The sequence below is a fragment of the Candidatus Palauibacter scopulicola genome, assembly GCF_947581915.1.
Classification (GTDB): domain Bacteria; phylum Gemmatimonadota; class Gemmatimonadetes; order Palauibacterales; family Palauibacteraceae; genus Palauibacter; species Palauibacter scopulicola.
Genome location: NZ_CANPWG010000008.1, coordinates 174,807 through 196,089, shown reverse-complemented (window position 1 = coordinate 196,089; position 21,283 = coordinate 174,807). Strand labels below are relative to the sequence as shown.

The 21,283-nt window shown below is 71.7% G+C and carries 12 protein-coding genes; 2 read left to right on the top strand and 10 right to left on the bottom strand.

Annotation, left to right across the window (positions count from 1 at the left end; translation table 11 throughout):
- Window positions 1-344: hypothetical protein (locus RN743_RS01425; RefSeq protein ID WP_310775479.1), on the bottom strand; the 344-nt coding region annotated here is incomplete at its 3' end.
- A 481-nt stretch (window positions 345-825) separates the two neighbouring features.
- Here RN743_RS01425 and RN743_RS01420 point away from each other — a divergent pair.
- A complete protein-coding gene (locus tag RN743_RS01420; protein WP_310775477.1) occupies window positions 826-3,204 on the top strand; it encodes an ATP-binding protein in 2,379 nt (792 codons plus the stop codon).
- A 12-nt stretch (window positions 3,205-3,216) separates the two neighbouring features.
- Here the strand turns inward: RN743_RS01420 and RN743_RS01415 are convergent, their stop codons facing one another.
- The 8 genes from RN743_RS01415 to RN743_RS01380 are packed head-to-tail and all read right to left on the bottom strand — an operon-like array spanning window position 3,217 to window position 17,783.
- Window positions 3,217-6,288: a DUF5107 domain-containing protein gene (locus RN743_RS01415; protein WP_310775476.1), complete on the bottom strand. Its 3,072-nt coding sequence runs from the start codon at window positions 6,286-6,288 to the stop codon at window positions 3,217-3,219.
- A complete protein-coding gene (galK, locus tag RN743_RS01410; RefSeq protein ID WP_310775474.1) occupies window positions 6,276-8,465 on the bottom strand; it encodes a galactokinase in 2,190 nt (729 codons plus the stop codon). Before galK ends, RN743_RS01415 begins: the two co-directional genes overlap by 13 nt.
- A gap of 4 nt (window positions 8,466-8,469) precedes the next feature.
- Window positions 8,470-10,326 carry a trehalase family glycosidase gene (locus RN743_RS01405; RefSeq protein ID WP_310775488.1) on the bottom strand — a complete coding sequence of 619 codons (1,857 nt, stop codon included), beginning with the start codon at window positions 10,324-10,326 and terminating at the stop codon, window positions 8,470-8,472.
- A 4-nt stretch (window positions 10,327-10,330) separates the two neighbouring features.
- Window positions 10,331-11,152, bottom strand: coding sequence for a carbohydrate ABC transporter permease (locus RN743_RS01400; protein WP_310775472.1), 822 nt, complete (start codon window positions 11,150-11,152; stop codon window positions 10,331-10,333).
- A complete protein-coding gene (locus RN743_RS01395) occupies window positions 11,145-12,926 on the bottom strand; it encodes a sugar ABC transporter permease (protein ID WP_310775469.1) in 1,782 nt (593 codons plus the stop codon). Before RN743_RS01395 ends, RN743_RS01400 begins: the two co-directional genes overlap by 8 nt.
- Complete coding sequence (locus RN743_RS01390) at window positions 12,923-14,269, bottom strand: sugar ABC transporter substrate-binding protein (RefSeq protein WP_310775467.1); 1,347 nt, start codon at window positions 14,267-14,269, stop codon at window positions 12,923-12,925. The genes RN743_RS01395 and RN743_RS01390 overlap by 4 nt, the downstream gene beginning before the upstream one ends.
- A gap of 17 nt (window positions 14,270-14,286) precedes the next feature.
- On the bottom strand, window positions 14,287-15,420 hold the full coding sequence (locus RN743_RS01385) for an ABC transporter ATP-binding protein (protein ID WP_310775465.1): 1,134 nt from the start codon (window positions 15,418-15,420) through the stop codon (window positions 14,287-14,289).
- A gap of 5 nt (window positions 15,421-15,425) precedes the next feature.
- A complete protein-coding gene (locus RN743_RS01380) occupies window positions 15,426-17,783 on the bottom strand; it encodes a trehalase family glycosidase (RefSeq protein ID WP_310775463.1) in 2,358 nt (785 codons plus the stop codon).
- Window positions 17,784-17,928: 145 nt separating this feature from the next.
- On the opposite strand from RN743_RS01380, the gene RN743_RS01375 reads away from it, so the two are divergent.
- The gene (locus RN743_RS01375; RefSeq protein ID WP_310775461.1) at window positions 17,929-18,651 is read left to right on the top strand and encodes a hypothetical protein; all 723 of its coding nucleotides are present in this window, start codon (window positions 17,929-17,931) and stop codon (window positions 18,649-18,651) included.
- Window positions 18,652-18,660: 9 nt separating this feature from the next.
- Here the strand turns inward: RN743_RS01375 and RN743_RS01370 are convergent, their stop codons facing one another.
- Complete coding sequence (locus RN743_RS01370) at window positions 18,661-21,219, bottom strand: M66 family metalloprotease (RefSeq protein ID WP_310775459.1); 2,559 nt, start codon at window positions 21,217-21,219, stop codon at window positions 18,661-18,663.
- Window positions 21,220-21,283: the final 64 nt, after the last annotated feature.

Here is a 21,283-nt window from a genome sequence, read left to right as displayed (position 1 = left end):
CCGGCCATGTCCTCATCGGTCGCCGTCACGGTCACCGTCTGCGCCGAGTTCCAGTCCGCCGTCGTGAACGTCAGACTCGACTTGTCGACCGTCGCCACGCCGGACTTCCGGGTACATGAGGTCCCGGCGTGTTCATGGCACCTGGAGGGGGCGTCGGCCGGGGTCACCGAGATCGTCACCGTGTCGGTCGGCTGCGCGTTCAGCACGACGGTGTAGGAACCCGTCGAGCCTTCCTGTATGGTCAGTCTGTTGGCTGATACGGTCACGCCGGCGGTCTGCGCCGCGGCCGAGGGGGCCGGCAGGAGGAGGTACGCCGCGAGAATGCCGAGCGCGATGCGCGTCACATTCCCTCCCGGACGCAGCCTCCTTCGTCGTCGGGATCCGACGGGTTGGGGCGGGAGTCATGCGGCTTGGAGGCGTACATGTACCCGGCAAGCCGCGCACGCGAACCGCTCCATGACCGACTTGGGGACGACCTAGCGAGTACCGGGTACCGCATGGGTCACCTCATGGCCTAAGGCAGCCACACCTCCCCACAAAACCCCACCTTTAATCTAGCGGGTCGTGTACGATACTTGGGCGATAGACGACCATTTTTCGGCGATATTTTGACGATTATCCGTTCAGGCGCCTCGACTCGGCCGCTACGTCCCGGCCCGCAACACTGGCCCGGGAGCCACGGAACCCCTATATACGAGGCCATCTTATGCGACCTTCGGGCGATCGAGGGCCGTGTGGCGGCGATATTCCGGTGATATTCGGACGTCGTCCGGTCGGGCGGCCCGGCGCGGTTGCAGGGTGGCGGACGATGACGGAGGGGTGCCAATGACGGAGGACCGTGAGGGGCTGCGGCGACAGATCGAAGTGCTCGAGGAGCGCATCTCCAGACTGAGCGCCGCCGTGCTGCGCGTCAGCGACAGCCTCGACCTGGATACGGTGCTGCAGGAGGTCGTGGACGGCGCCCGCGACCTGACGGCGGCCCGCTACGCGACGATCGTGACCGTGGACGATGCCGGGAACGTTGCGGAGTTCGTCACGTCCGGCTTCACGCCCGAAGAAGCGAGCGAGCTGGCCGCCTGGCCGGACGGACCGCGCGTCTTCGATCACTTCCGGGACCTCGCGGCGCCGCTGCGGCTGACGGACCTGCCGGCCTATGTCCGGGGGCTCGGCTTCTCGACGGATCTCATTCGGTCCAGCACGCTGCAGAGCGCGCCGATGCGGCACCGGGGCGTGAACATCGGCAGCTTCTTTCTTGCCGAGAAGGAGGGCGGCGGCGCCTTCACGAGCGCCGACGAAGAGGTCACCCTGCTGTTCGCCTCCCAGGCCGCGACCGCGATCGCCAACGCCCGGGCCCACCGCGAGGAGCGCCGGGCACGGGCTGACCTGGAAGCCCTGATCGAGACGTCGCCCGTGGGCGTGGTCGTCTTCGATGCCGAGTCGGGCGAGGCCGTATCGTTCAACCAGGAGGCACGGCGCATCGTCGAGGGCCTGAGCGCGCCCGGGCGCGCGCTCGAGGAGTTGCTGGACGTCATCACCTGTCGACGCGCCGATGGGCGCGAGGTCTCCCTGGCGGCGTTCCCGCTGGCCCAGCAGCTGCGCATCGGCGAGACGGTCCGCACCGAGGAGATGACGCTCTCGGTCCCGGACGGCCGGAGCGTGACGACGCTGGTCAACGCCACCCCGATCCACGCGTCGGAGGACGCGGTCCGGGCGGTGGTGGTCACGATGCAGGACCTGGCGCCATTCGAGGAGCTCGAGCGGCTGCGGACCGAGTTCCTCGGGATCGTGAGTCACGAGTTGCGGACGCCGCTCACGTCGATCAAGGGTTCGACGGCCACCGTACTCGCCCCTTCGGCGGACTTCTCGGCGGCCGAAATGCTGCAGTTCTTCCGCATCATCGATGGGCAGGCGGACCAGATGAGCGGCCTGATCGGCGACTTGCTGGATGCCGGGCGCATCGCCACGGGCACACTGTCGGTCTCGACCGAATCCTCGGAGGTGGCAGGGCTCGTGGACCGGGCGAGGAGCACCTTCCTGGCCGGCGGCGCCCGGCACGCGGTTCACGTCGACCTTCCCGGGGACCTGCCTCTCGTATCGGCGGATCGACAACGCATCATACAGGTGCTGAACAACCTCCTCGCCAATGCAGCCACGCACTCTCCGGAGTCGTCGCATATCGAGGTTTCCGCCCGACACGAGGGGGCTCACGTCGCGATCACCGTCTCCGATAACGGTCGGGGCATTCCGCCGGAGCGCCTCCCGCACCTGTTCCGGAATTACGGTGGCACGGGGGACACGAAGCAGGGCCCGCAAGGCGGTCTGGGGCTGGCCATCTGCAAGGGACTCGTCGAGGCTCACGGCGGGCGCATCCGGGCCAGGAGCCGCGGCGAGGGCCAGGGCGCCCGGTTCACCTTCACCGTCCCGCTGGCCGACACGATCCCGTTGGCCGAGCATGCCGACGGTGACCTTGCAACGGCGGACTTTGCCCAGGTTCCGGGAGGGGCGCCCGGACCACGCCGGGCACAGGTGCGCGTCCTCGTGGTGGACGACGATCCGCAGGCGCTGCGCCATGTCCGAGACGCGCTCACCGCCGCCGGTTACGCTGCGGTCGTGACCGGCGACCACCGGGAGTTGTCAAAGGTCATCCAGACCGAGAAACCCCATCTGGTCCTGCTCGACCTGATGCTGTCCGGCGCCGACGGGATCGAGTTGCTGGAGCAGGTTCCCGAACTGTCCGATCTGCCGGTCATCTTCATCTCCGCCTACGGACGGGACGAGACCATCGCCCGCGCCCTGGGCGCCGGCGCCGCCGACTACATCGTCAAACCATTCTCCCCGACGGAATTGACGGCGAGAGTGCGGGCTGCCGTGCGAAAGCACGCCGCACCCGAACGCTTCGTGCTCGGAGCACTCGCGATCGACTACGAACGCCGCCACGTGACCCTGGCCGGGCGCAAGCTGGACCTGACGGCCACGGAGTACGAGATCCTGCGCGTGCTTTCGACGAATGCGGGGCGGGTGTCCACGTACCGTTCCCTGTTCCGGAAGGTCTGGCGGCGGCATCCGGACCCCCGCGCCCCGAAACTCGTCCACGCCGTCATCAAGAGGCTCCGAAAGAAGCTGGGCGAGGACGGGACCCGCGCAGCCTACATCCGAAACGAGCGCGGCGTCGGCTACCGCATGCCCGAACCGGGCGAAACGTAGTTACCGACGCAGTTACCGGCGGGCGGCGGCGGCGACCGCCCGGCGGAGTAGCGCCTGCTCGATCGTTGCGATCGGGGATGGGGCGGCGGCGAGCGAGTCGATGCGGGCGCGCAGCGAGGCGATGGTGACGGTCTCGAAGGCCCGGGACACGGGTCCGGCATCGGGGCTTTCCGCCACCGCGTCGAACAGGAACCGTACGAGGCGGTCGTCGGGGTCGAAGGGGCGGCCCTGGCCGAGCGATTCCGGCCACAGCAGCGCCGCTTCCAGGTGACGGCGGGCGAGCGGGCGGTTCCCGGCCTCCAGTTCGTCCAGCGCGGCCCCGATGTGCAGGAGCTCGTACAGGCGGTGGGCCTCGCCGGAGTTCTCCGAGGGTAGTACGAGGGTGCCGGCGAGGATCCCGTTGGCCTCGCGGTACTCGCCCGCCCGGATGAGCCCCCGCGCGTGGATGAGGGCGAGGTTGAAGTCGTCCGGGAAGAGTTCCCGTCCCCGGCCGGACGCCTCGCGCGCCTCGCCCCAGCGTCCCGTCTCCTGCAGATGCCGGATGAGGGAGATGCGGAGGAGGCGGCTGCCGGGATCCACCTCGACGGCGCGACGGAAGTCGGGTCCGGGGTCGCCGCCCAGGGCTTCCGTCAGGTGCGCGCGCGCCGCGTAGGCGGGGCCGTAGTCGGACTCATCGCCCAGGGTCGCGAGCACCTCGGCCGCTTCGGCGTCGCGGTCGAGCGCCCACAGGTTCAGGCCCAGCAGGTAGCGCCAGCCCCAGTGCGGGTCTTCGCGGGCCGCCCAGCGCAGGACCGGCAGGGTCTCCGGGCGGTAGGGGAAGGCGAAGGCGGGATCGGTCCCCGCCCGCAGGAGCTCCGCGTCGTCCGTCAGGAAGCCGAGCCACGCCGCGGTGACGGGACCGCCGTCCACCCGGTCCGCCAACTCCAGCAGGCGGGCGGCATCGCCGGGCAGCCCGCGGTTCGCGTAGCCCACGGCGAGTTCCAGCAGCGTCTGCCCCGGGTATTCGCTCCGCATCGACGCGGTGAGGCGCGCGGCTTCGGCTCCGTCCGTCGCCTCTGCCCCGCCGGGTCCCCCGGCCCGCGCCGCGAGATAGCGCTCGGCCAGCACGAAATGGTTCAGCGGGTCGAGTTCCAGCAGCTCCGCCCGCACGCGCGCCGCGCCGGCTTCGTCTCCCTCCAGCCGCGCCGCGATCGCCAGCACCTCGCGGGCCGGAATGCTCGCGCGATCGTGGTCGAGCGCCAGCGCGGCGTGGCGGCGCGTTTCGGCCATGTCCCCCGCCTCCAGCGCCAACTCCGCCAGCCGAGTACGCGCCGCGGCCCGGAACGAGACCGACCGGGCCGCCCAGCCGAACGAGTCGAGCGCATCGGCGCGGCGCCCGAGGGCCAGATACAGGTTGCCGGCGAGGAAGTTGGCCTCCGGATCGTAGGTGTCGAGCTGGAGCGCGCGCCGGGCATGGGCGAGACCCTCCTCATGGCGAGCCGACCTCAACGCCAGCGCGCCTAGACCCAGCAACGCCTCACGGTTCCACGGCTCGGCATCGAGCGCCCGGTGGTATAGCGTCCGCGCGTCGGCATGGCGGCGGCCACGCACCAGCTCCCTCGCCTCGAACACCAGGCGATCCGTCTCCGGGAGCGCGTCCCACGCTTCGGCGTTCGTCCCGAACGGCCGGGACACCGAGGGATCCCCACCGAATCCGCACACCCCGGCGAGCCCGGTCGCGTCCGGCCTCGAGCAGGCTTCCAGCCGGAGCCCCGGCACGGCAACGCGCCACGGACGCCCGGGATCGACGTCGAACTCGAGGGTCACCGGTTCAAGGGGTTCGAGCGCCACCGCCCGCGCGTCGACCGGTTCGCCGCCCGACCATGCCGCCACGGTGTCGACCCCGGCCCCGAACGCCTGGATCACGACCCGCAGGCGGTCGCTCTCCCGTTCGACGTGCATGGCGCCGTGGGGCGAGGCGTCCGTGAGGCCGCCGGTTCCTTCCAGCGGGAACCACCACTCCGTCCAGCGGCTGGCCGAGAACGGATCGAACCCGGCCTGCGAGATCGGGTTGCGGTGCGCTCCCGGCTGGTACTGCGCGTGGAGCCGCCCGGCCTGGAACTCGACGTACTGTCCGTCCGTGTCGGTGAGCAGATCCTCCCAGATGCCGCCCGCCCGCGAGAGCGCCCACAGCCACATCTTGCGCCCGGGCATTTCCTCGTGCGGGGCCCAGTGTCCCCAGCCGTAGTCTTCGTCGTGGTAGTAGCCGCCGAAGAAGTCGTTCAGCGCTCCGACGACGTGGTAGGACTTGTGTCCCCCGAATGCGTTGTTGCGGTAGAGGGGGAGGAATCGCCCCTCCTCGTCCTCGGGCCAGGGGCGCGCCCGCCCGGAGTGCTCCAGGTAGGCGTTGCCGGGCACGAACAGTTCCAGGTCGTCCTGCGCGAAGGCCGCGGCCGTCATCCAGTTGTAGTAGGGCTGCTCCAGCGGGGTCGGGTTGTACCACAGCACACGCGTCTCGAAGGCGGCCCGGTCCGGCGGAAGCCGGATCTCGACCCGCCACGGGGTCCGCGACGGGAGGTCGGTGGCGCCGACGATCGTGCTCACGCTGCCGTCCGCGTTCTCGCGCACCAGGTAGTCCACCGGCGTAGCGGTGGCCGGCGTGTGCCCGATGACGCCGAAGTTGAACTCGATGCCGCCCGAGGTCCACGGGCCGCGGAGCGCGATGTCCCGGAACTTCATCACTTCGTTCCGATAGATGAACTCGTGCCCGGTCGCCTTCACGACGGCCCCCCACACCTTGCCGCCCACCTCCGGAAGGACGAAGACCTCGATGAGGTCGTTCTCCATCGTCACGACCTTCCACTCCCGGGGCTCCGACGTCGCCGCGTACCCCTCGAACGTGTGGTAGGGGTACAGCCGGCGGTCGGTGGCCAGCACCGGCACGGGGTTCGGATCCGAGAACGGATACGTGTCCAGAACCCGCACCTCCTCGGAAATCCGGGCGCGGGGCCCCGGAGCGTCGCACGCGGCCGCAGTCAAGGCAGTACACGGGATGGCCGCGGCCAGCGCGGCGGTTCGCAACTGCCGCAACGTCAATCGGAACACGTGACACCTCCTTCGCTCGTTACGGTGGCGCCGTCGGAGGCGTCGGCGACGAACAGGGCGCGGCGGCCGACCCCTCCGCGGGGGGCGTAGAAACGATCGATCAGGGCCTCGATCACGGCCTTCGCCTCGTTCGCGCCGCAGAGCGCGACCGCGCAGCCGCCGAATCCCGCGCCCGTGAGCCGCGCCCCGGCCGCGCCCGCGTCGCGGGCGACCCCCACGATCTCGTCCAGCGCCGGCGTGCTCACGCCGAAGTCATCGCGCAGGCTGGCGTGCGATTCGTTCATCAGGCGGCCGAAGGAGGCCATCTCACCGTCGCGAAGCGCGCGCTCGGCCTCGATCACCCGCCGGCCCTCCGTGGCCACATGGCGAAAGCGCCTCGACAACGTGAGCGGCAGCGACTTCCGCGCCCCGGCCAGGACGGTGGCGAACTCGGCTTGGTCGGCTTCCATCACCTCCAGCCAGGAGGTTCGCCCCACCCGCTCGAGGGCCTCCGCGCACTGGGCCCGCCGCTCGTTGTACAACTCGCGGACCGCGCCCGCCTTCTCCGCGCGCGTCAACGACGAGGCGACGATCCACCGCCAGCCCTCCGGCACCGGCGCCGGCGTCACGCGCAGCGGTTCGAAGTCGATCCGCAGCGCGTGCCCTTCCTTTCCGCAGAGGGACGCGGCCTGGTCCATCCCGCCGCCCTGCAGGCCGACATGGCGCTCGGCCCGGGCGAGGAGCGCCGCCAGTTCCAGTGCCTCCACCTGCTCTTCGTTCGCGTGCAACAGCGCCAGCGCGGACGCGACCACGAGGGCGGAGGAGGACGACAGCCCCTCCGCCACCGGTACGGTGCCCGTGACCGTGCCCCGGATGCCTCGCTTCAGTTCGACGCCGTGGTCGAGCAACCCCCGGGCCGCGGCCCGCACGTAGTTCGACCAGTGGCCCTGGGGTGCGGATTCCGTGGCGCGCTCCAGCCGAAAGGCGAACGAACCATGGTCGGAATCGCCTTCGAGTTCGACCGTCGAGTGCGCCACCGCCTCGAAGTCCACGTTGACGTGTCGGTCGAGAGCCATTGGCAGCACCGGCAGGCCGTTGTAGTCGATGTGCTCGCCGATCAGGTTGATGCGCCCCGGAGCGGTCGCGACGCCACTGGGCAACGCCTGCGGTGGACCGAAGAGCGACGCCTGCGCCGAGCGCACCGGCTTCGCGTGGGCGTACGGCGTCCAGAGGTCGACGGGGTACGCGCCCGCCTCCGTGAGTTGCCGGAGCCAGACGGCGACGCCCTCGTGGTCTCCGGGGAAGGTGACGCCCTTCCACCCCTTGCCTGCGGGCACCAGGCCGCAACGCGTTCGTTCGGCGACCACCAGGTTGCTCACGGTTTCCGACAGGTAGAACTCGTCCTCGGTCCCGGGGGAGGCAGCGACGAAATCCCGGAAGCGCTCCTCCAGCAACGGCAGGATGTCGGGGAAGAAGCCCCACAGGCCCATGCACGCCTGGCTGTCCGCGCCCACGCGGATCGCCGCGCCGGAGGGCGTGCACCCGACGACGTCGGGCCGGACCACGGCGGCATCGGCGCCTCCGCCCGTCCGCTGCGCGCCGCCGTCGAGGCGCAGGTCGAGGCCCTCGGTCATGCGGAGCAGCGTGCCGTCGGGCCCCTCTTCGCACAGGCCGCGCGACACGCCGCCGAAAGCGGACAGGGTGTCGGCCAGGGAGTAGGTCACCGCGAAGGCACGGATGCCCGGAGGCGGCGCCGCGAGCGCGTGTGCCAGGCCCTCGTACGCGATCCGCCCGTAGAAGTCGTCCGCGTTGCACACGGCGAACGGGGCCCGGCGGGACAGGGAGGTCGCCGCGGACAACACGGCGAATCCCGTGCCCCAGGGCCGAACGCGCCCGGGCGGGGGGAGCGGGACGAGGTCGGCGTCGGCGAGACGCTGGCGGGCGAAGGAGAGGGAGATCCCCGCCGCCCGCACCGGCGCCAGGCGCGTCTCGAACTCATCGCGCTGGCTCTCGCGCACGACGAGCACGAAACGCCCGAAGCCCGCGCGCACGGCGTCGTACACGGCGTACTCGAGCAGCGACCCGCCGCCCGGCCCCACCGGTTCGAGCTGCTTGGGGCGACCGAACCGGGTGGATTGCCCGGCGGCAAGGATCACCAAGGCCGGCCGTTCCGGCCGGTCGGCCGCCTCCACGGTCATGGCGTCAACTCGACCGTCCCCGCCAAGGACACGCGGCGACGGACTCCTCGATCGCGCCCAGCGCGAGCAGCGGTCCCCAACTCTGGAACCGGTGCCCTCGCCCCCGGCCGCTGCGCGCGTCGAAGTTCTCGCGGCAGAACCCCGTACGCCGGAGATCGGCCAGGAACATGAGCGCCCCTTTCCATGCGAGTTCACTCGCCAGTTCGTCGAACCCGTACCGCCGCAGTCCCTGCAGCACGAGGTAATTCATGGGCGGCCAAATGGAACCGCGCCAGTACTGCTGGTCGTCAAAGGCGGGGTCGTCGCGCGAGATCGTGGGCAGCACCCACTCGCCCCGGAAGCGCGCGGGGTTGCGAAGCACACCGGCCATGCGCCGCGCCCGGCGAGCCGATGGCGCGCCGGCAACCAGGGGAAGGAAGTTCGACGCGGCCACGCGAGGGGAGTGGCCGCCGGGCAGCTCGTCCAGGTACAGCCCCGCGGCTTCGGACCAAAGCACCCGGTTCATCGTCCGGACGAGCCGGCAGCGCTCCGCCTCAAGCCGCTCCGCCTCCCCCCCGTGGCCCAGAATGCGGGCGATCCGCGCCAGGCATTCGAGGTCCAGGGCGCGGTAGCTGCACAGATCGACGGCGGACATGGCGAGGACTTCCCGCTCCGGATCCCATGCCGCCTCCTCCCACAGCGGCAGGTCGTCCTGCCCCGATTCCCATGCCCCCCGCTGGTGGCCGCTTGCGCTCACCTCCCACTCCGGAAGCTGCTCGCGCGGCGGAACCCGCGCCGTATCCGAACCCCAGGCCAGAAGCCCCGGCGTGAGGCCCTCCCGGCGCGGCCGCCCACCCTTGTCCGCCACCCACCAGTCGTTCCACTCGCGGAGCCCGGTCCAGGCCGCGGCCAGCGCGTCTTCGTCGGGACAGGCGAGGTGCAGTTTCAGCGCCGCGAACGACCCCACCGGGGGCTGGGAGCGATCGGGCGTGCCGCCGAGGCGGCTCCTCCAGTTGGGCACGTTCCCGTTCGGATAACGCGACTCGAGCCCGGCGAGGAGGACGTCCCACGCCAACCGCCCCGACGCCGTGGCGAGCGCGAGCGCGTTGAAGAACGAATCCCACCCGAACACCGTCCAGTCGTCCGGCTCCGCCGCGCCGTCCCCGCGTCCGCTGCCCCCCGGCTTCGGGAAGATCCAGCGGCGGCCGGCCGGCGCGTACAGGCGTCCCGTTTCCGGTTGGAGGAGGACGTTCCACATCGAGTGGTCCGCGACGGCTTCGACGAGTTCTTCCGCGGCCCCGGACCCACGGGGGCGGCGGCGGTCCCAGTCGGCGCGCGCGTCGTCGATCCAGCGGTCCAGCTCCGGGAGAAGCCGTCGGGCGCGGTCCAGGGCGGGCGTGGATCCGGGCCGCGCCCCCTTCGGCTCCCAGGCGACGACCGTGGCCGCGCGTTCCCCCGCCCGCGGCGCGAAGGCGGCGGCGATCTCCACGCCTTCCAGCGCGGCCCGCCAGCCATCGGATGCCTGGTCCCACCGCGCCTTCCACCCCCACGGATCATCCCCCACCAGTTCCACGCGGCCGGGCACGCGCGCCACAGCCCGCAGCGCCAGGGCATTCTCGCAGCGCGACCACTCCAGGATCAGCGTGCCCTCCGCAGGGCGGGAATCCGACGACGGCTCGGCGGCGAGGTCGAACTCCATGCGCGCATAAAATCCATCCGGCGCGTGGGGACCGACGCGGGAGACCATCCAGTACCAGTCCTCCAACTCCCGCTGCTCACCGCTCGGAGTCGTGAAGACGAGTCGAAGGCCGATCCCGTCGCCGGGTCCGGCCGCAAACACGAGCCCCGCCCAGCGCCGCGCCTCAAGCGCCCCGACCCGCATCACGCTAGCGGATGCCTTCCAGTTGGATGCCGCGCACGAAGTACCGTTGGGTGAAGAGGAAGAGGAGGGCGATGGGCAGAACCGCGGCGACGCCGGCCGCCATCTGGTAGGGCCAGTTGATTTCGTAGGTGGAATGGAAGGCCGCGATTCCCACCTCGACGACGCGCATCTCCATGGAGCGGGTCACGAGGAGCGGCCACAGAAGATTCTTCCACGCGTCGACGAACGCGAACAGGGCGAGCGTGGCCACGGCGGGCTTCGCGAGCGGCAGCGCGACGCTCCAGAAGATGCGCACGCGCCCGGCACCGTCCACGCGCGCGGCGTCCTCCAGCTCGCGCGGCACCGTCCGGAAGTACTGCCGCATGAGAAATATGCCCCACACGGAGACGAGTTCCGTGGAGATGAGTCCCTGGTAGGTGTCGATCCAGCCGAGCGCCTCGATCATGAGGAAGCGAGGGATGAGGATGACGACCGCGGGCACCATCATCGTCGACAGAAAGAGCATGAACAGTCCATCCCGTCCCGGAAAGTCGAGGCGGGCGAAGGCATACCCGGCGGTGGCCGAGGTTGCGACCTGGCCCGCCGCCACCGCGGTCGCGAACACGAGCGAGTTCAGGAAGTAGCGCCCGAAGGGCTGGGCCGTGAGCGCCTCCGGATAGTTGGACCACCGCGGCGGCCGCGGCAGGAGACCCCCGCCGGCGAACACTTCGAGCTGTCCCATGAGGCTCGTGAGCGCCATCCACGCGAAGGGCGCGGCCATGACGAGGCAGGCGGCGGCGAGCAGGAGGCCACGCGCCGTCCGGGGCGGGACCGCGCGCTCAGCCATGGGCGCGCCGCGCATCGAGGAAGCGGAAGTGCAGCCAGGTGGCGGCGAATACAACCGCGAACAGCATCCAGCTCATCGCCGCCGCGTTGCCGAACTGCAGGAACTCCCACGCCTCCCGGTAGATGTGATAGACGGCGACGTCGGTGGCGCCCAGCGGACCGCCCTCGGTCATCACATAGACGAGTCCGAACACCTGGAAGGACCCGATGACGGACGTGACGAGCACGAAGAAGAGGGTGTGGCGCAGGCCGGGGAGGGTGACGTGACGGAAGCGCTGCCACGGCCCCGCGCCGTCGACCCGTGCCGCGTCGTACCAGTCGCGCGGGATCGCGGCGAGGCCCGCCTGGAAGACGACCATCTGGTAGCCCAGGACCATCCAGACGCCGATCATCATCAGGCTGATGAGCGCGGTGTCGGGCGAGGTGAGCCAGGGGACGGACTCGAGCCCGACGCGCTCCAGGCCCCGGTTCAGCAGCCCGTACCGGTCGCTCAGCAGCCACTTCCACACCACCGCGATCGCCGCCACGCTCGTGATTCCGGGGAGGAAGAGGGCGAGCCGGGCCCAGCGCATGGCGCGGCGCGATCCGCGGGTGAGGAGCGCGAGGGCGAGGGCGATGGCCATCGCGGCGGGCACGTGCAGCGTGAACAGCGCCGTGTTCCCGATCGCCGACCACCACTCGCCGTCCGCGAGCAGCGCCGCGTAGTTGTCGAATCCGAGAAAGAGCGGCGCGGGGTCGATGAGGCGCCACTCGTGCAGCGAGATCCACAGCGAGAAGACGAGCGGCCCGAGGGTGAACGCGAGGATGAGGGCCGCCGCCGGCGCGAGGAGGCCCCAGGCCGCGAGGGTTCGACGCAGGGCGCGGGGACGGGCCGCGAGTTGCACCAGGTGGAGCGCCAGCACGACCAGCAGGGTCGCGAGCCCGCCCGCGGCGGCCAGCGCGAGGGCGGGCGAGGCGGTGCGCTCGTATCCGAGGAGGGCGAGGTGGATGTCGGCGGCGCGGGCCGCGTGCCACGTAGCGCCGCCCGCCTCCACCGTGTGTGGCGCCCCTGCCGGCGCCCCCGCCGGCTGCGACCCTCGGTCCGGCGCGGCGGCGATGGCCGCCGCCACCTCGGACGGCATGGTCCACTGCCCGTCCGCGGACGCCAGTGATCCGTCGCTGGCCCAGGGAAGGCGCGCGACCCGGGCGGCGCGCGCCGGCTCCGCGCCGCCCGCCAGGGCCAGCTCGACAGCCTGCGCGCCCTGGGCCACCGTGGCGGCGCTCAGCAATCGGAGTTCGCGGTCCGCCCACCGCCCGGCGGTAGCCGCCGCGAGGGCGATGCAACTGATCGAGAGGAGTGCGATGCCGCCCGGGTAGCGAGAGCGGGCCGGCCCGCGGCGCCGGCCCGCCGCCCAGCCCGCGATGATCGCCGCGCCCGCCAGCGCGATGGCGAGGGCGGCGCCGGGGAGGGCGCCCAGCCGTCCGCCCGCGCCGCGTGGCGCGACCGCGATCCAGGCGGCGGGCTCGAGCGCGCCGGCCTCGTACGCGTATGCCCCCGCCCCTTCGCCTCCGTCGCCCGCGCCGAGCATCGTGGCCCGCTCGCCGAGTAGTCCGACGACGGCCGGGACGCCGCCCCCCGCCTCCCACAGCGCGGCCGCCATGCGCGCCTCGGCCTCCGCCGACGCCACCCGCACGCTCTGCACCCGACCGGCGGCGATGGCCACAACCAGCGCCAGGCCGGCGGCCAGGACGACGGCGGCGAGGGGAGCGAGAGCCGGCTGCCGCGCGCGGCTCACCGCTCGAACTCCGCGTCGATGCGACGGGCCACGTCCGAGGCGCTCGAGGCGAGGGGCTCTCCCCGAATCAGGCGGCGGTCCATGATTTCCACCGCCAGCGCCTCGATGCGGGAGAAGTCGCGCACCCGGGCGCCCCACGTCATCCGCGCGCCCTCCACCAGCGCGATGAACGCGTCCTCGACGCCCGTGCGGTCCGCCGCCGCGATCTCCGCGGCCACATCGATCCGCGACGGAATCGCGAGTCCCGACCGTGCCCGAATACGCTGCGCCTCGGGCGAGGCGAGGAAGCCGGCCAGGTCGATCGCCCGCCGCAGGTGCCGTGCGTTCGGCGGCACGGCCCACCCGGACGCGTACACCACGCTCGTCGCCGCGGTCTGCGACGGGTGGTGCGGGATGGGGACGATGGCCAGTTCCAGGTCGCCCGTCTCCACGAGATTCCGGAACACGGGGAGCGTCCAGTGACCCGACAGGAGGAACGCCTGGCCCCCCGATGCGAAGCGCGCCTCTCGCGCGGGGTCTCCCTGCTGGACGAACTGCGCGCCCGGCGTGAGGCCGTCCTCCGCCAGGGCGGTAAGGAAGCGGTACGCCTCCAGCGCTTCCGGCCCGTCCAGGTAACCCACCGCCCCGCTGCCGGCAGGGCCGAGAATGTCGCCGCCCGCCGACCACACGAACGGCACCCACTGGTAGAGATTGCGCGGGAAGTCGAAGCCGAACACGTCGTTCCGGCCATCGCCGTCCGTGTCCGCGACAACTGCCTCCGCGGCCCGCCGGAAGTCCGTCCACGTCCACCCGGCCGCGGGCAGAAGGCCTTCGACCCCCGCGGCGGCGAGCACGCGCCGGTTCGCGTACAGGACCATCGGCGTGAAGTCCTTCGGCAGCGCGAACACGGATGCGCCCCGGCGAAACGCGTCCACTACCTGCCCGAACACGCTGTCCGGCCGAAAGCCGAGCGCTTCCGTGTACGGTGCGAGATCCAGCGCCAGCCCGCGCTCCACGAAGGTCGGAATGTCCGGCGAATCCATGAGGTAGACATCGGGCGGACGCCCCGCCGCGATCGAGGTCAGCAGCCGCTCCTCGTACCCGTTGGGGGCCGATTCGAGCACGACCCGCACGCCGGGGTGCAGCGCCTCGTAGCGGTCGGCCACCTGCCGCTCGATCTCGAGTTCGTGTCCGCCGGCCCAGAGGGCCACGCGCAGCACGTTGCCCGACTCGCCGGGCGCGCAGCCAGCCGCCGCGAGGCCGAGGGCAGCGAGGACAAGGGTCGCGCGGGGGAGGGCGGCGGCGACGCCCTTGGCGCGAAACGTCGTCGCCGGCGCCGACCGGCGCGTGGTCGACCGGGGCATGCGCGGCCTGGGGCCTGTCATCCGGGGCCCGGGCGGCCGATCGGTCGCGGTGCGGCCTCCTCGCGGTGGCCATCCGGGCCGAACAGGTGGCTGCGCTCCCACGCGACAGAGACATTCACCCGGTCGCTCGGCGCGATCCGCTGTGCGGGGCCCGCGCGCGCCACCCACGCCGCGTCGCCGGGGCCGTCCAGGTGCACGCGCTGCTCGCTGCCGAGCGCCTCCACCCGGAGCACGGCGGCCCGAAAGTCGCTCACTTCGGTCGCGTCGCCGGCCTCGCTTGAATCGTGCCCCCGGGCAGGGACGACCGCGAGATCCTCCGGCCGCACCGCGAGCGTCGCCCGGTCGAGCTCCGGCGGCCCGTGCAGGGCGAACGGACCGCCCGCGAGGCGTCCCCCCTCGTCGCGGACGAGCGGGATGCGGTTGATGGTCGGCGAGCCCACGAACCCCGCGACGAACAGGTTCCTCGGCCAGCGGTACACCTCATCCGGCGTGCCCACCTGCTGAAGCCGGCCGCGGTCCATCACCGCGACCCGCTGGCCCAGCGACAGCGCCTCCACCTGGTCGTGCGTCACGAAGATCATCGTCGTGCCGAGACGCCGGTGCAGGGCGGCGATCTCGTCCCGGGTCCGCAGCCGCAGTTCCGCGTCGAGATTCGAGAGCGGCTCGTCGAACAGGAATACGCCCGGGTCCCGGACCATGGCCCGCCCCAAAGCGACGCGCTGGCGCTGTCCGCCGGACAGTTCGCCGGGCTTCCGCGACAGCAGTTCGGCGAGCCCGAGCGCGGCGGCGGCGTCAGCGACGCGACGCTCGATCTCCTCGCGCGGCGTGCCCCGCACGCGCAGGCCGAAGCCCAGATTCCCGGCCACGGTCATATGCGGATAGAGCGCGTAGCTCTGAAACACCATGGACACGTCGCGGGCGCCCGGCCCGACGTCGTCCACCCGCCGCCCCCCGATCCACACCTCCCCGGCGGTGGGTTCGATGAGCCCGGCGATGAGGCGTAGCAGCGTGCTCTTCCCGCACCCCGAGGGTCCCACCAGCACGACCAGTTCTCCCGGCCCGACCTCCAGATCCAGCGCACGGACGGCCACGACGTTGCCGTACCGCTTCTCCACGCCGCGCAGCTCCACGCCCTGCGGCGCGCGACTCACGGCACTCACCGGATCCACGGCACCCGCAGGGCCTCGCCACGCGGCCCTTCGAACCGCTCGCCGTCCACCTCGAGGCGCACCCGTTCGGGCCCCACCTGCACGCGAAGCTCCCGGCCCCGAGCGAAGACCGGTCCCAGCGACACGCGGGGGGGACCGTTCGGCAGCGGCCGCACTTCGATGCCCGACGCGTCCACGTGAAGCCCGCCGAATCCGCGCGCCAGCAGGTCGAGGATCCACGAGTGCTGGTAGTCGTCGATCCCCCGGAAGTGGCACGCGCGCCCCGTGTGCGGGTTGTAGTGCTCGAAGCAGTTCGGGCGCGAGGGATCGCCATCGGTGAACATCATGCGGGCGAAGCGGCGGAGCATGTCGGCCGCCAGCGCCCCCGCCCGCGCGTTCCCGCCGCGCCAGCAGCGCAGCAGCCCTTCGATCACGTGGCTCGTCGTCATCGGCCAGACGCGTCCGTTCCAGGGGCAGTTGCGGCGCTTCCCGCGCCAGATGCCCTCCGCCGAAAACCGCGGATCGTCCACGCTCGACGAAGGCAGGGGAAAGCGCGTGCCGAAGGTTCCGGGATCCTCCAGGTGGTCGAGCAGGGCATCGAGCCGCGTGCCCTCCACCCCTCCGATGAGCAGCGGATAGAACCCCACCGCCGCCTTCACGCCGGTCCGCTCGCCGGTGCGTCCGTCCACATCCGTGAAAAGCCCGGCCTCCGCAGACCACATGTGCTCGTCGATCGCCCTCCGGCAGCGTGCCTCGAGCCCGCGCCACCCGGCCTCGTCGCCGGGCCGCTCCAGACGGCGCGCCACGGCGGCGAGGGCGCGAAACAACTGGTGTGCGTACACCGTGACATCGATCCCCTTGAGGCGCAGCCGGGGACGCCACCCGGCCACGTCGGCCTCCTCGTCAACGGCCATGTAGCGCGACATGTACTCCTGTCCCGTCTCGAAGTGGTTCGTGACGGTGAACATCCCCGAGGCCTCCGAGTCGCGCGCCGCCTTCAGCCAGCGGGCGTAGCGCGACAACCCCTCGTAGCAGCGGGCCAGCGCCGCCGCATCGGGATGCATGTCATCGACCGCGAGCAGCGCATCGCCCCAGTTCGCGTGGTAGAAGTCCGTTCCCTCGAGGCGCTCCGGATAGAGGCGCCCGTGGAAGGAGCCATCCGGCTTCTGGTTGTCGACGAAGTTCAGGAGCGAGCCCCACGCCTCGCGCCCGCCCTTCCGCCACCGCATCTCCATCATGTGGCACTGTGCGCTGTACGCGATCGGCACGTGGAAGTACTCCGGGCCCTCGGCGATGGCGGGGCGCCGTACGGGGCCCCAGCGACCCTCGATGCGGTTCAGGCCGAGGCCGTAGATCCGGTAGTCGAAGGTGCGGTCCAGATAGGGATCCCCGCTCTCGAAATGCGGAAAACCGCCGAAGAAGGACTCCCAGCCGGAGGGCGTCGGGATCTCGTCGGACGGGGGCGTCGAGGATGTCGGAGCCGGGGTTATCGAGGGCGTCGCGGCCCGGCGCCGAGACTCGGTCTCCCGGAGGCGGAGGTTCAGCCGAATGGCCGGCGCCCCCCCACCGTCGATCCCCGTCAGCGGAAACGCGACGGCGATCCAGATCCATCCCGTGCGGTGGGTGCGCGGGCCGGAGTTCGGATCGTGGGGCGGGCCGGACGTGGGGTCGGCGCCCGCGGCCGCGGCGCTCTCGGGGGCGCCGACCTCCTCCGCGAAGGGTGAGTGCCGCCATTCGGGCACCCCGCGCCCCTCGGACGGTACGACGCGCCGCCACGCGGGCGATCCCGAGCCCGCGAGTTCCATGCGCAGGGCCAGTTCCTGCCCGCGCCGGTCCGAGACGACCCGCGTCCAGCCCACCCCATCCGCCGTGGGCGCCACCCCGTGCGTCGCGCCCGCGGGCTGCGCGGTGAAGGCGACGAGATGGCCCTCGAAGTCTCGGGGGACGCCCCAGGCGGATTCCAGGATGCCGCCCGGCAGCACCCGGCGGCGCTCCTCGACGAGAGTGCCGCGCTCGTCGGCCCACGTGACGACCAGTCGCCCGGGCCGCCACCTGCCGACCGCCGGCTCGCCATCGTCCGGGCCGGGGGCCGCCCGGTGGAGCGGGCTCTCCCGCCCGTCCGAGCCCACGAGGGCGATCGAGAACCCGGGCCCGACCTCGTGCTGCAACAGGTGAGCCGGGTCCCAGAACCCCGGCCGGTGCAGCCACTGCGGGAATGGCGGTGCCCACACCACGCCGTCCAGCCCCCCCAGGAACCACTTGTCGTCCCGGGCCAGCGCCGCGATGCGAGCCCTGGGCGACACGGCGGGATCGGACGGAGCGCTGTTCATGGAGAACACCATCGAACCGCCCGGGTCGGCGGTCAACGGCCCGACGCCTCCGGTCAACTGCCCGGCGCCTCCGATCGACGGCCCGGGGCCTCCCGTCCGCGCGGTCTGACACTTCCTCACGGCGAGGCGCGTAGGCGCGCACAGGTCCCCTAACTCTGCGTACAGCGCCTGGAGGAAAGAGATGTTCCGGAAACGCCACTCTCTCGGCCGCCCCGCGCGGCGGATCGCCCTCGCGGGCGCCCTCGTCTGCGGCTTCACGTCGGCGGGCTGCATCTTCGTCGGCGACAACGAGTCTCGGGACGAAGCCGTGGAAGTGCGGGAGGACCTGCGCGATGCCGCCGACGAAATCGCGGCCAGCATTACCGACGCGGTGGAGGAGATCGGCGAGCACGTGTCCGATCTCGCCGAAGACCTGAGTGCCGAGACGCTGGTCGATCGCCCGATCTCCTTTCGCGAGTTCTACGGTCTCCTGCCGGAGCGGGCGGGGAACCTGAGGCGGGTCTCGCGCGAGGGGGCGACGGGCGGAGCTCTCGGGTTCCACGTGTCCGTCGCCGAAGCGGAGTACGAGGGGAGGAACGGAGCGGAGGTCGAAATCTCCATCGCCGACATCGGCGCGATTCCCCTGATCGGCTCGGAGGGCTTCGTGGAGTGGCTCGACCTCTCGGTCGACCAGGAGAGCGACCGCGGGTGGGAGCGCACGATCGAATACGAGGGCTATCCGGCCATCGAGGAGTTCCGCCGCACCCGCGGCGACCGCGGCCGCGCGGAGTTCACCTGGTTCATCGAGGATCGTTTCGTCGTCGCGCTGGAGGGGCGGAACCTGACGATCGACGAACTCCACGAGCTTCGCGACGCGATCGACACCGACGCTCTCGCCGACCTGCGCGACCGCGAAGGCGGGTAGCGCTGGGGGCTACCGGTCCCAGTCCGCGGGGTCCGGTAGCCCGCGGCTGACCATCGCCTCCAGAGCGGGATCCGGAGCCAGCGCCTCCGCCACCGCGCCGGCGAGGCCGGCGGCTGACGGATCCTGAAGGATCGCGCGCACCTGCCGGGTCGCGGGATTGCGCACGATGGCGGTGGGTAGGTCGCTCTCGCCGTCGAGCGTGAAGGATCCCTCGGGCCCGGAGAGCGTGAGACTCGCGAGCGCCCGCGACCACTCGGGCTGGACGGGCACGGCGAAGGCGAAGCCCAGGGCTCCGTTCCCGTGGTCGATGTGCCACATGTCGAAGCGCAACGCGAACAGTTCTTCACCGGACGCGTTCCGACCGCGAATCCGATGGTCGCCGCCGGGGCGGGGCAAGGAGGGCGGAGCGTCGAGAACGAAGGCGGGCTCCAGGTAGGGAACGCCTGCTTCGCTCACGCCGCCCCAAAGCAGCAGCGAGCGGTCATTGCCGCCGCCTGCCGCTCGCGAGGCGGAAGCGGTCGGCTCGGTGCGGAGGCGGAAGCGCATCGCATTGTAGAAGTGATAGTCCCCGATCCAGTGCGGATCGCAGTATCCCATGATGTCGGGCCGCTCCGGCGGCACGAGTTCTCCGCCATCGCGAAAATCGTATCCCCACGCGCCGATGTGCCCGGTCCCCCCGGGATACCACGGATCGGGACCGGTCGCGCTGCACGGGGCGTGGCTGAGGCTCATGTTGTGCCCGAACTCGTGCGCGACGATGTCGGCCCGGTCGTGGCTGGAGAAGCTGGCGAACCCGCCGACGTAGGCCAGGCCGCCGCCGTCGCTGTTCGTCATCGTGCCCATGTAGTGCCCGATAGATCCCTCGGCGGCGCGGATCATCGCCGTCCGGCTCAACAGCGCGCCCTGGCTGTTGGTGGACACCATCACGGCCTCGTGCGCCCGGACTGTCATGGCTCCGACGGGGAGCAGCGTATGCGTGTCCCAGAAGAGTTCGTGCTCCGGCGTCAGATCGTTCACGTAGCCCACGATCGAGTTGTCCGGTTCGGACGCGAGCACGAACGGAATCACCGTGAGATTGAAGGTGGGCATCCGCCGGACATCGACGGCGCGCCGGCCGTTGTCGGGGATTCGCCGCGTGAGTCCGAGGGCCGGGTTCAGCGTGGCGCCGGGATCCGTCTCGACGACGATTTCGAGCCCGGGCTGCACGACCCGTCCGGGAATCACGGCGTTCGCGGATGCGGCGAGGTCGCCTTCCTCGATCACGGTCGGCACGGGGTTCGACTGCGCGGGAATGTCGACGACGTGGGTCTCGGCGCCGTCCAGGTAGAACCGGGCCCGGACCGCCGGGAAATCGACGGACGCGCCTTCAGGAGTCGTGAGAAACACGCGCAGGAGCGCGGAGTCCCCGGCGACGAGCGGCACCGGGAATCGTGACGACTGCACGGCCTGCGTGAGGACGATCGACGCGTCCTGCCCGCACGCGGCGAGCCGGTATCGGTACAGCCGCTCGAGCCAGTCCCGGAAGGCGGGTGCGGCGGGCGCACAGAGCGTCGAGCCGCCCAGGTGGAGCTGGGACAGCCGCCGCATCGACGTCCACTCGACGGGCACGGGGCCGGACAGTCCTGCGTTGCCCGACAGGTTGAGGACGCGGAGCGCGGCCAGACGCCCGAACGCCGCGGGCACCGGCCCCTCGAGGTCGTTCCGCATGAGCAGCAGGGTCTCGATCCGGCCCAGGCCGCCGAGTTCGGACGGGACCGGTCCCGTCAGATGGTTGTCGCTCAGGTCCAGCCACCGCAGCGCGCCGAGTTTGCCCAGCGCGACCGGGATCGGCCCCTCGAATTCGTTGCCGGCGAGATCCAGCACGTCCAGATAGCCGAAGTCGCCGATCAGCGGCGGGATTTCACCCGCGAAGCGATTGTTGCGAAGATCCAGGTGCACAAGGATCGGCAGCCGGCCCAGTTCCGGTGGGACGGCCCCGGTAAGTTCGTTTCGCGACAGCACGAGCGACTGGAGCCGGTCGAGATCGCCGAGTTCCGGGGGCAACGGTCCCCGGAGCCCGTTGAAGTCGAGGCGGAGGTCCGTCACCCGCCCCTCCGCATCCACGCCCACGCCGTACCACGTGTCGAGCGGCCGCCCGGTCAGCCAGTTGTCGTCGTGCGTCCAGCCCTCGCCCCCCGTCGCCTCGTAGAGCGCCCGGAGCACGACGTGGTCCGCCGTCACGGGCACGGGCACGAGGACGGTGAAGTCCAGCCGGGCCTGCAGCGCACGGGGATCGCGGGCCCGGATCGTGACCCGCGCCTCGCCCGGCGCGACCCCGACGACGGCGACGGTGGCGCCCGAGAGTGAAGCCGACGCGACGCCGCGGTCGGAGGTCTCGACCGAGAACGTGAGCGCGTCCCCGTCCGGGTCCGTGAAATAGGCCGACGCGTCCAGCGTGAGCGTATCGCCCGCCGCCAGTTCCTGCGGCGGGATCGTGCTCGTCGGCGTCGGCCGCCGGTTGGGAGAAGCCGTGGGCGGCGCCGTGGCTTCGTCCCTGCACGCCGCGGCCGAGAGGACCACGAGCGCCATCAGGCCCGCCGATACGACCGGCGAGCCCCTTCCCCGTCGGCTCACGGCACGACGTGCGACGACC

What these genes read in the sequence shown, in the direction of transcription:
- RN743_RS01420 (WP_310775477.1), top strand. Translation starts at nt 826, where the DNA reads ATGACGGAGGACCGTGAGGGGCTGCGGCGACAGATCGAAGTGCTCGAG.
- galK (WP_310775474.1), bottom strand. Translation starts at nt 8,465, where the DNA reads ATGACCGTGGAGGCGGCCGACCGGCCGGAACGGCCGGCCTTGGTGATC.
- RN743_RS01405 (WP_310775488.1), bottom strand. Translation starts at nt 10,326, where the DNA reads ATGCGGGTCGGGGCGCTTGAGGCGCGGCGCTGGGCGGGGCTCGTGTTT.
- RN743_RS01400 (WP_310775472.1), bottom strand. Translation starts at nt 11,152, where the DNA reads ATGGCTGAGCGCGCGGTCCCGCCCCGGACGGCGCGTGGCCTCCTGCTC.
- RN743_RS01390 (WP_310775467.1), bottom strand. Translation starts at nt 14,269, where the DNA reads ATGCCCCGGTCGACCACGCGCCGGTCGGCGCCGGCGACGACGTTTCGC.
- RN743_RS01375 (WP_310775461.1), top strand. Translation starts at nt 17,929, where the DNA reads ATGTTCCGGAAACGCCACTCTCTCGGCCGCCCCGCGCGGCGGATCGCC.
- RN743_RS01370 (WP_310775459.1), bottom strand. Translation starts at nt 21,219, where the DNA reads ATGGCGCTCGTGGTCCTCTCGGCCGCGGCGTGCAGGGACGAAGCCACG.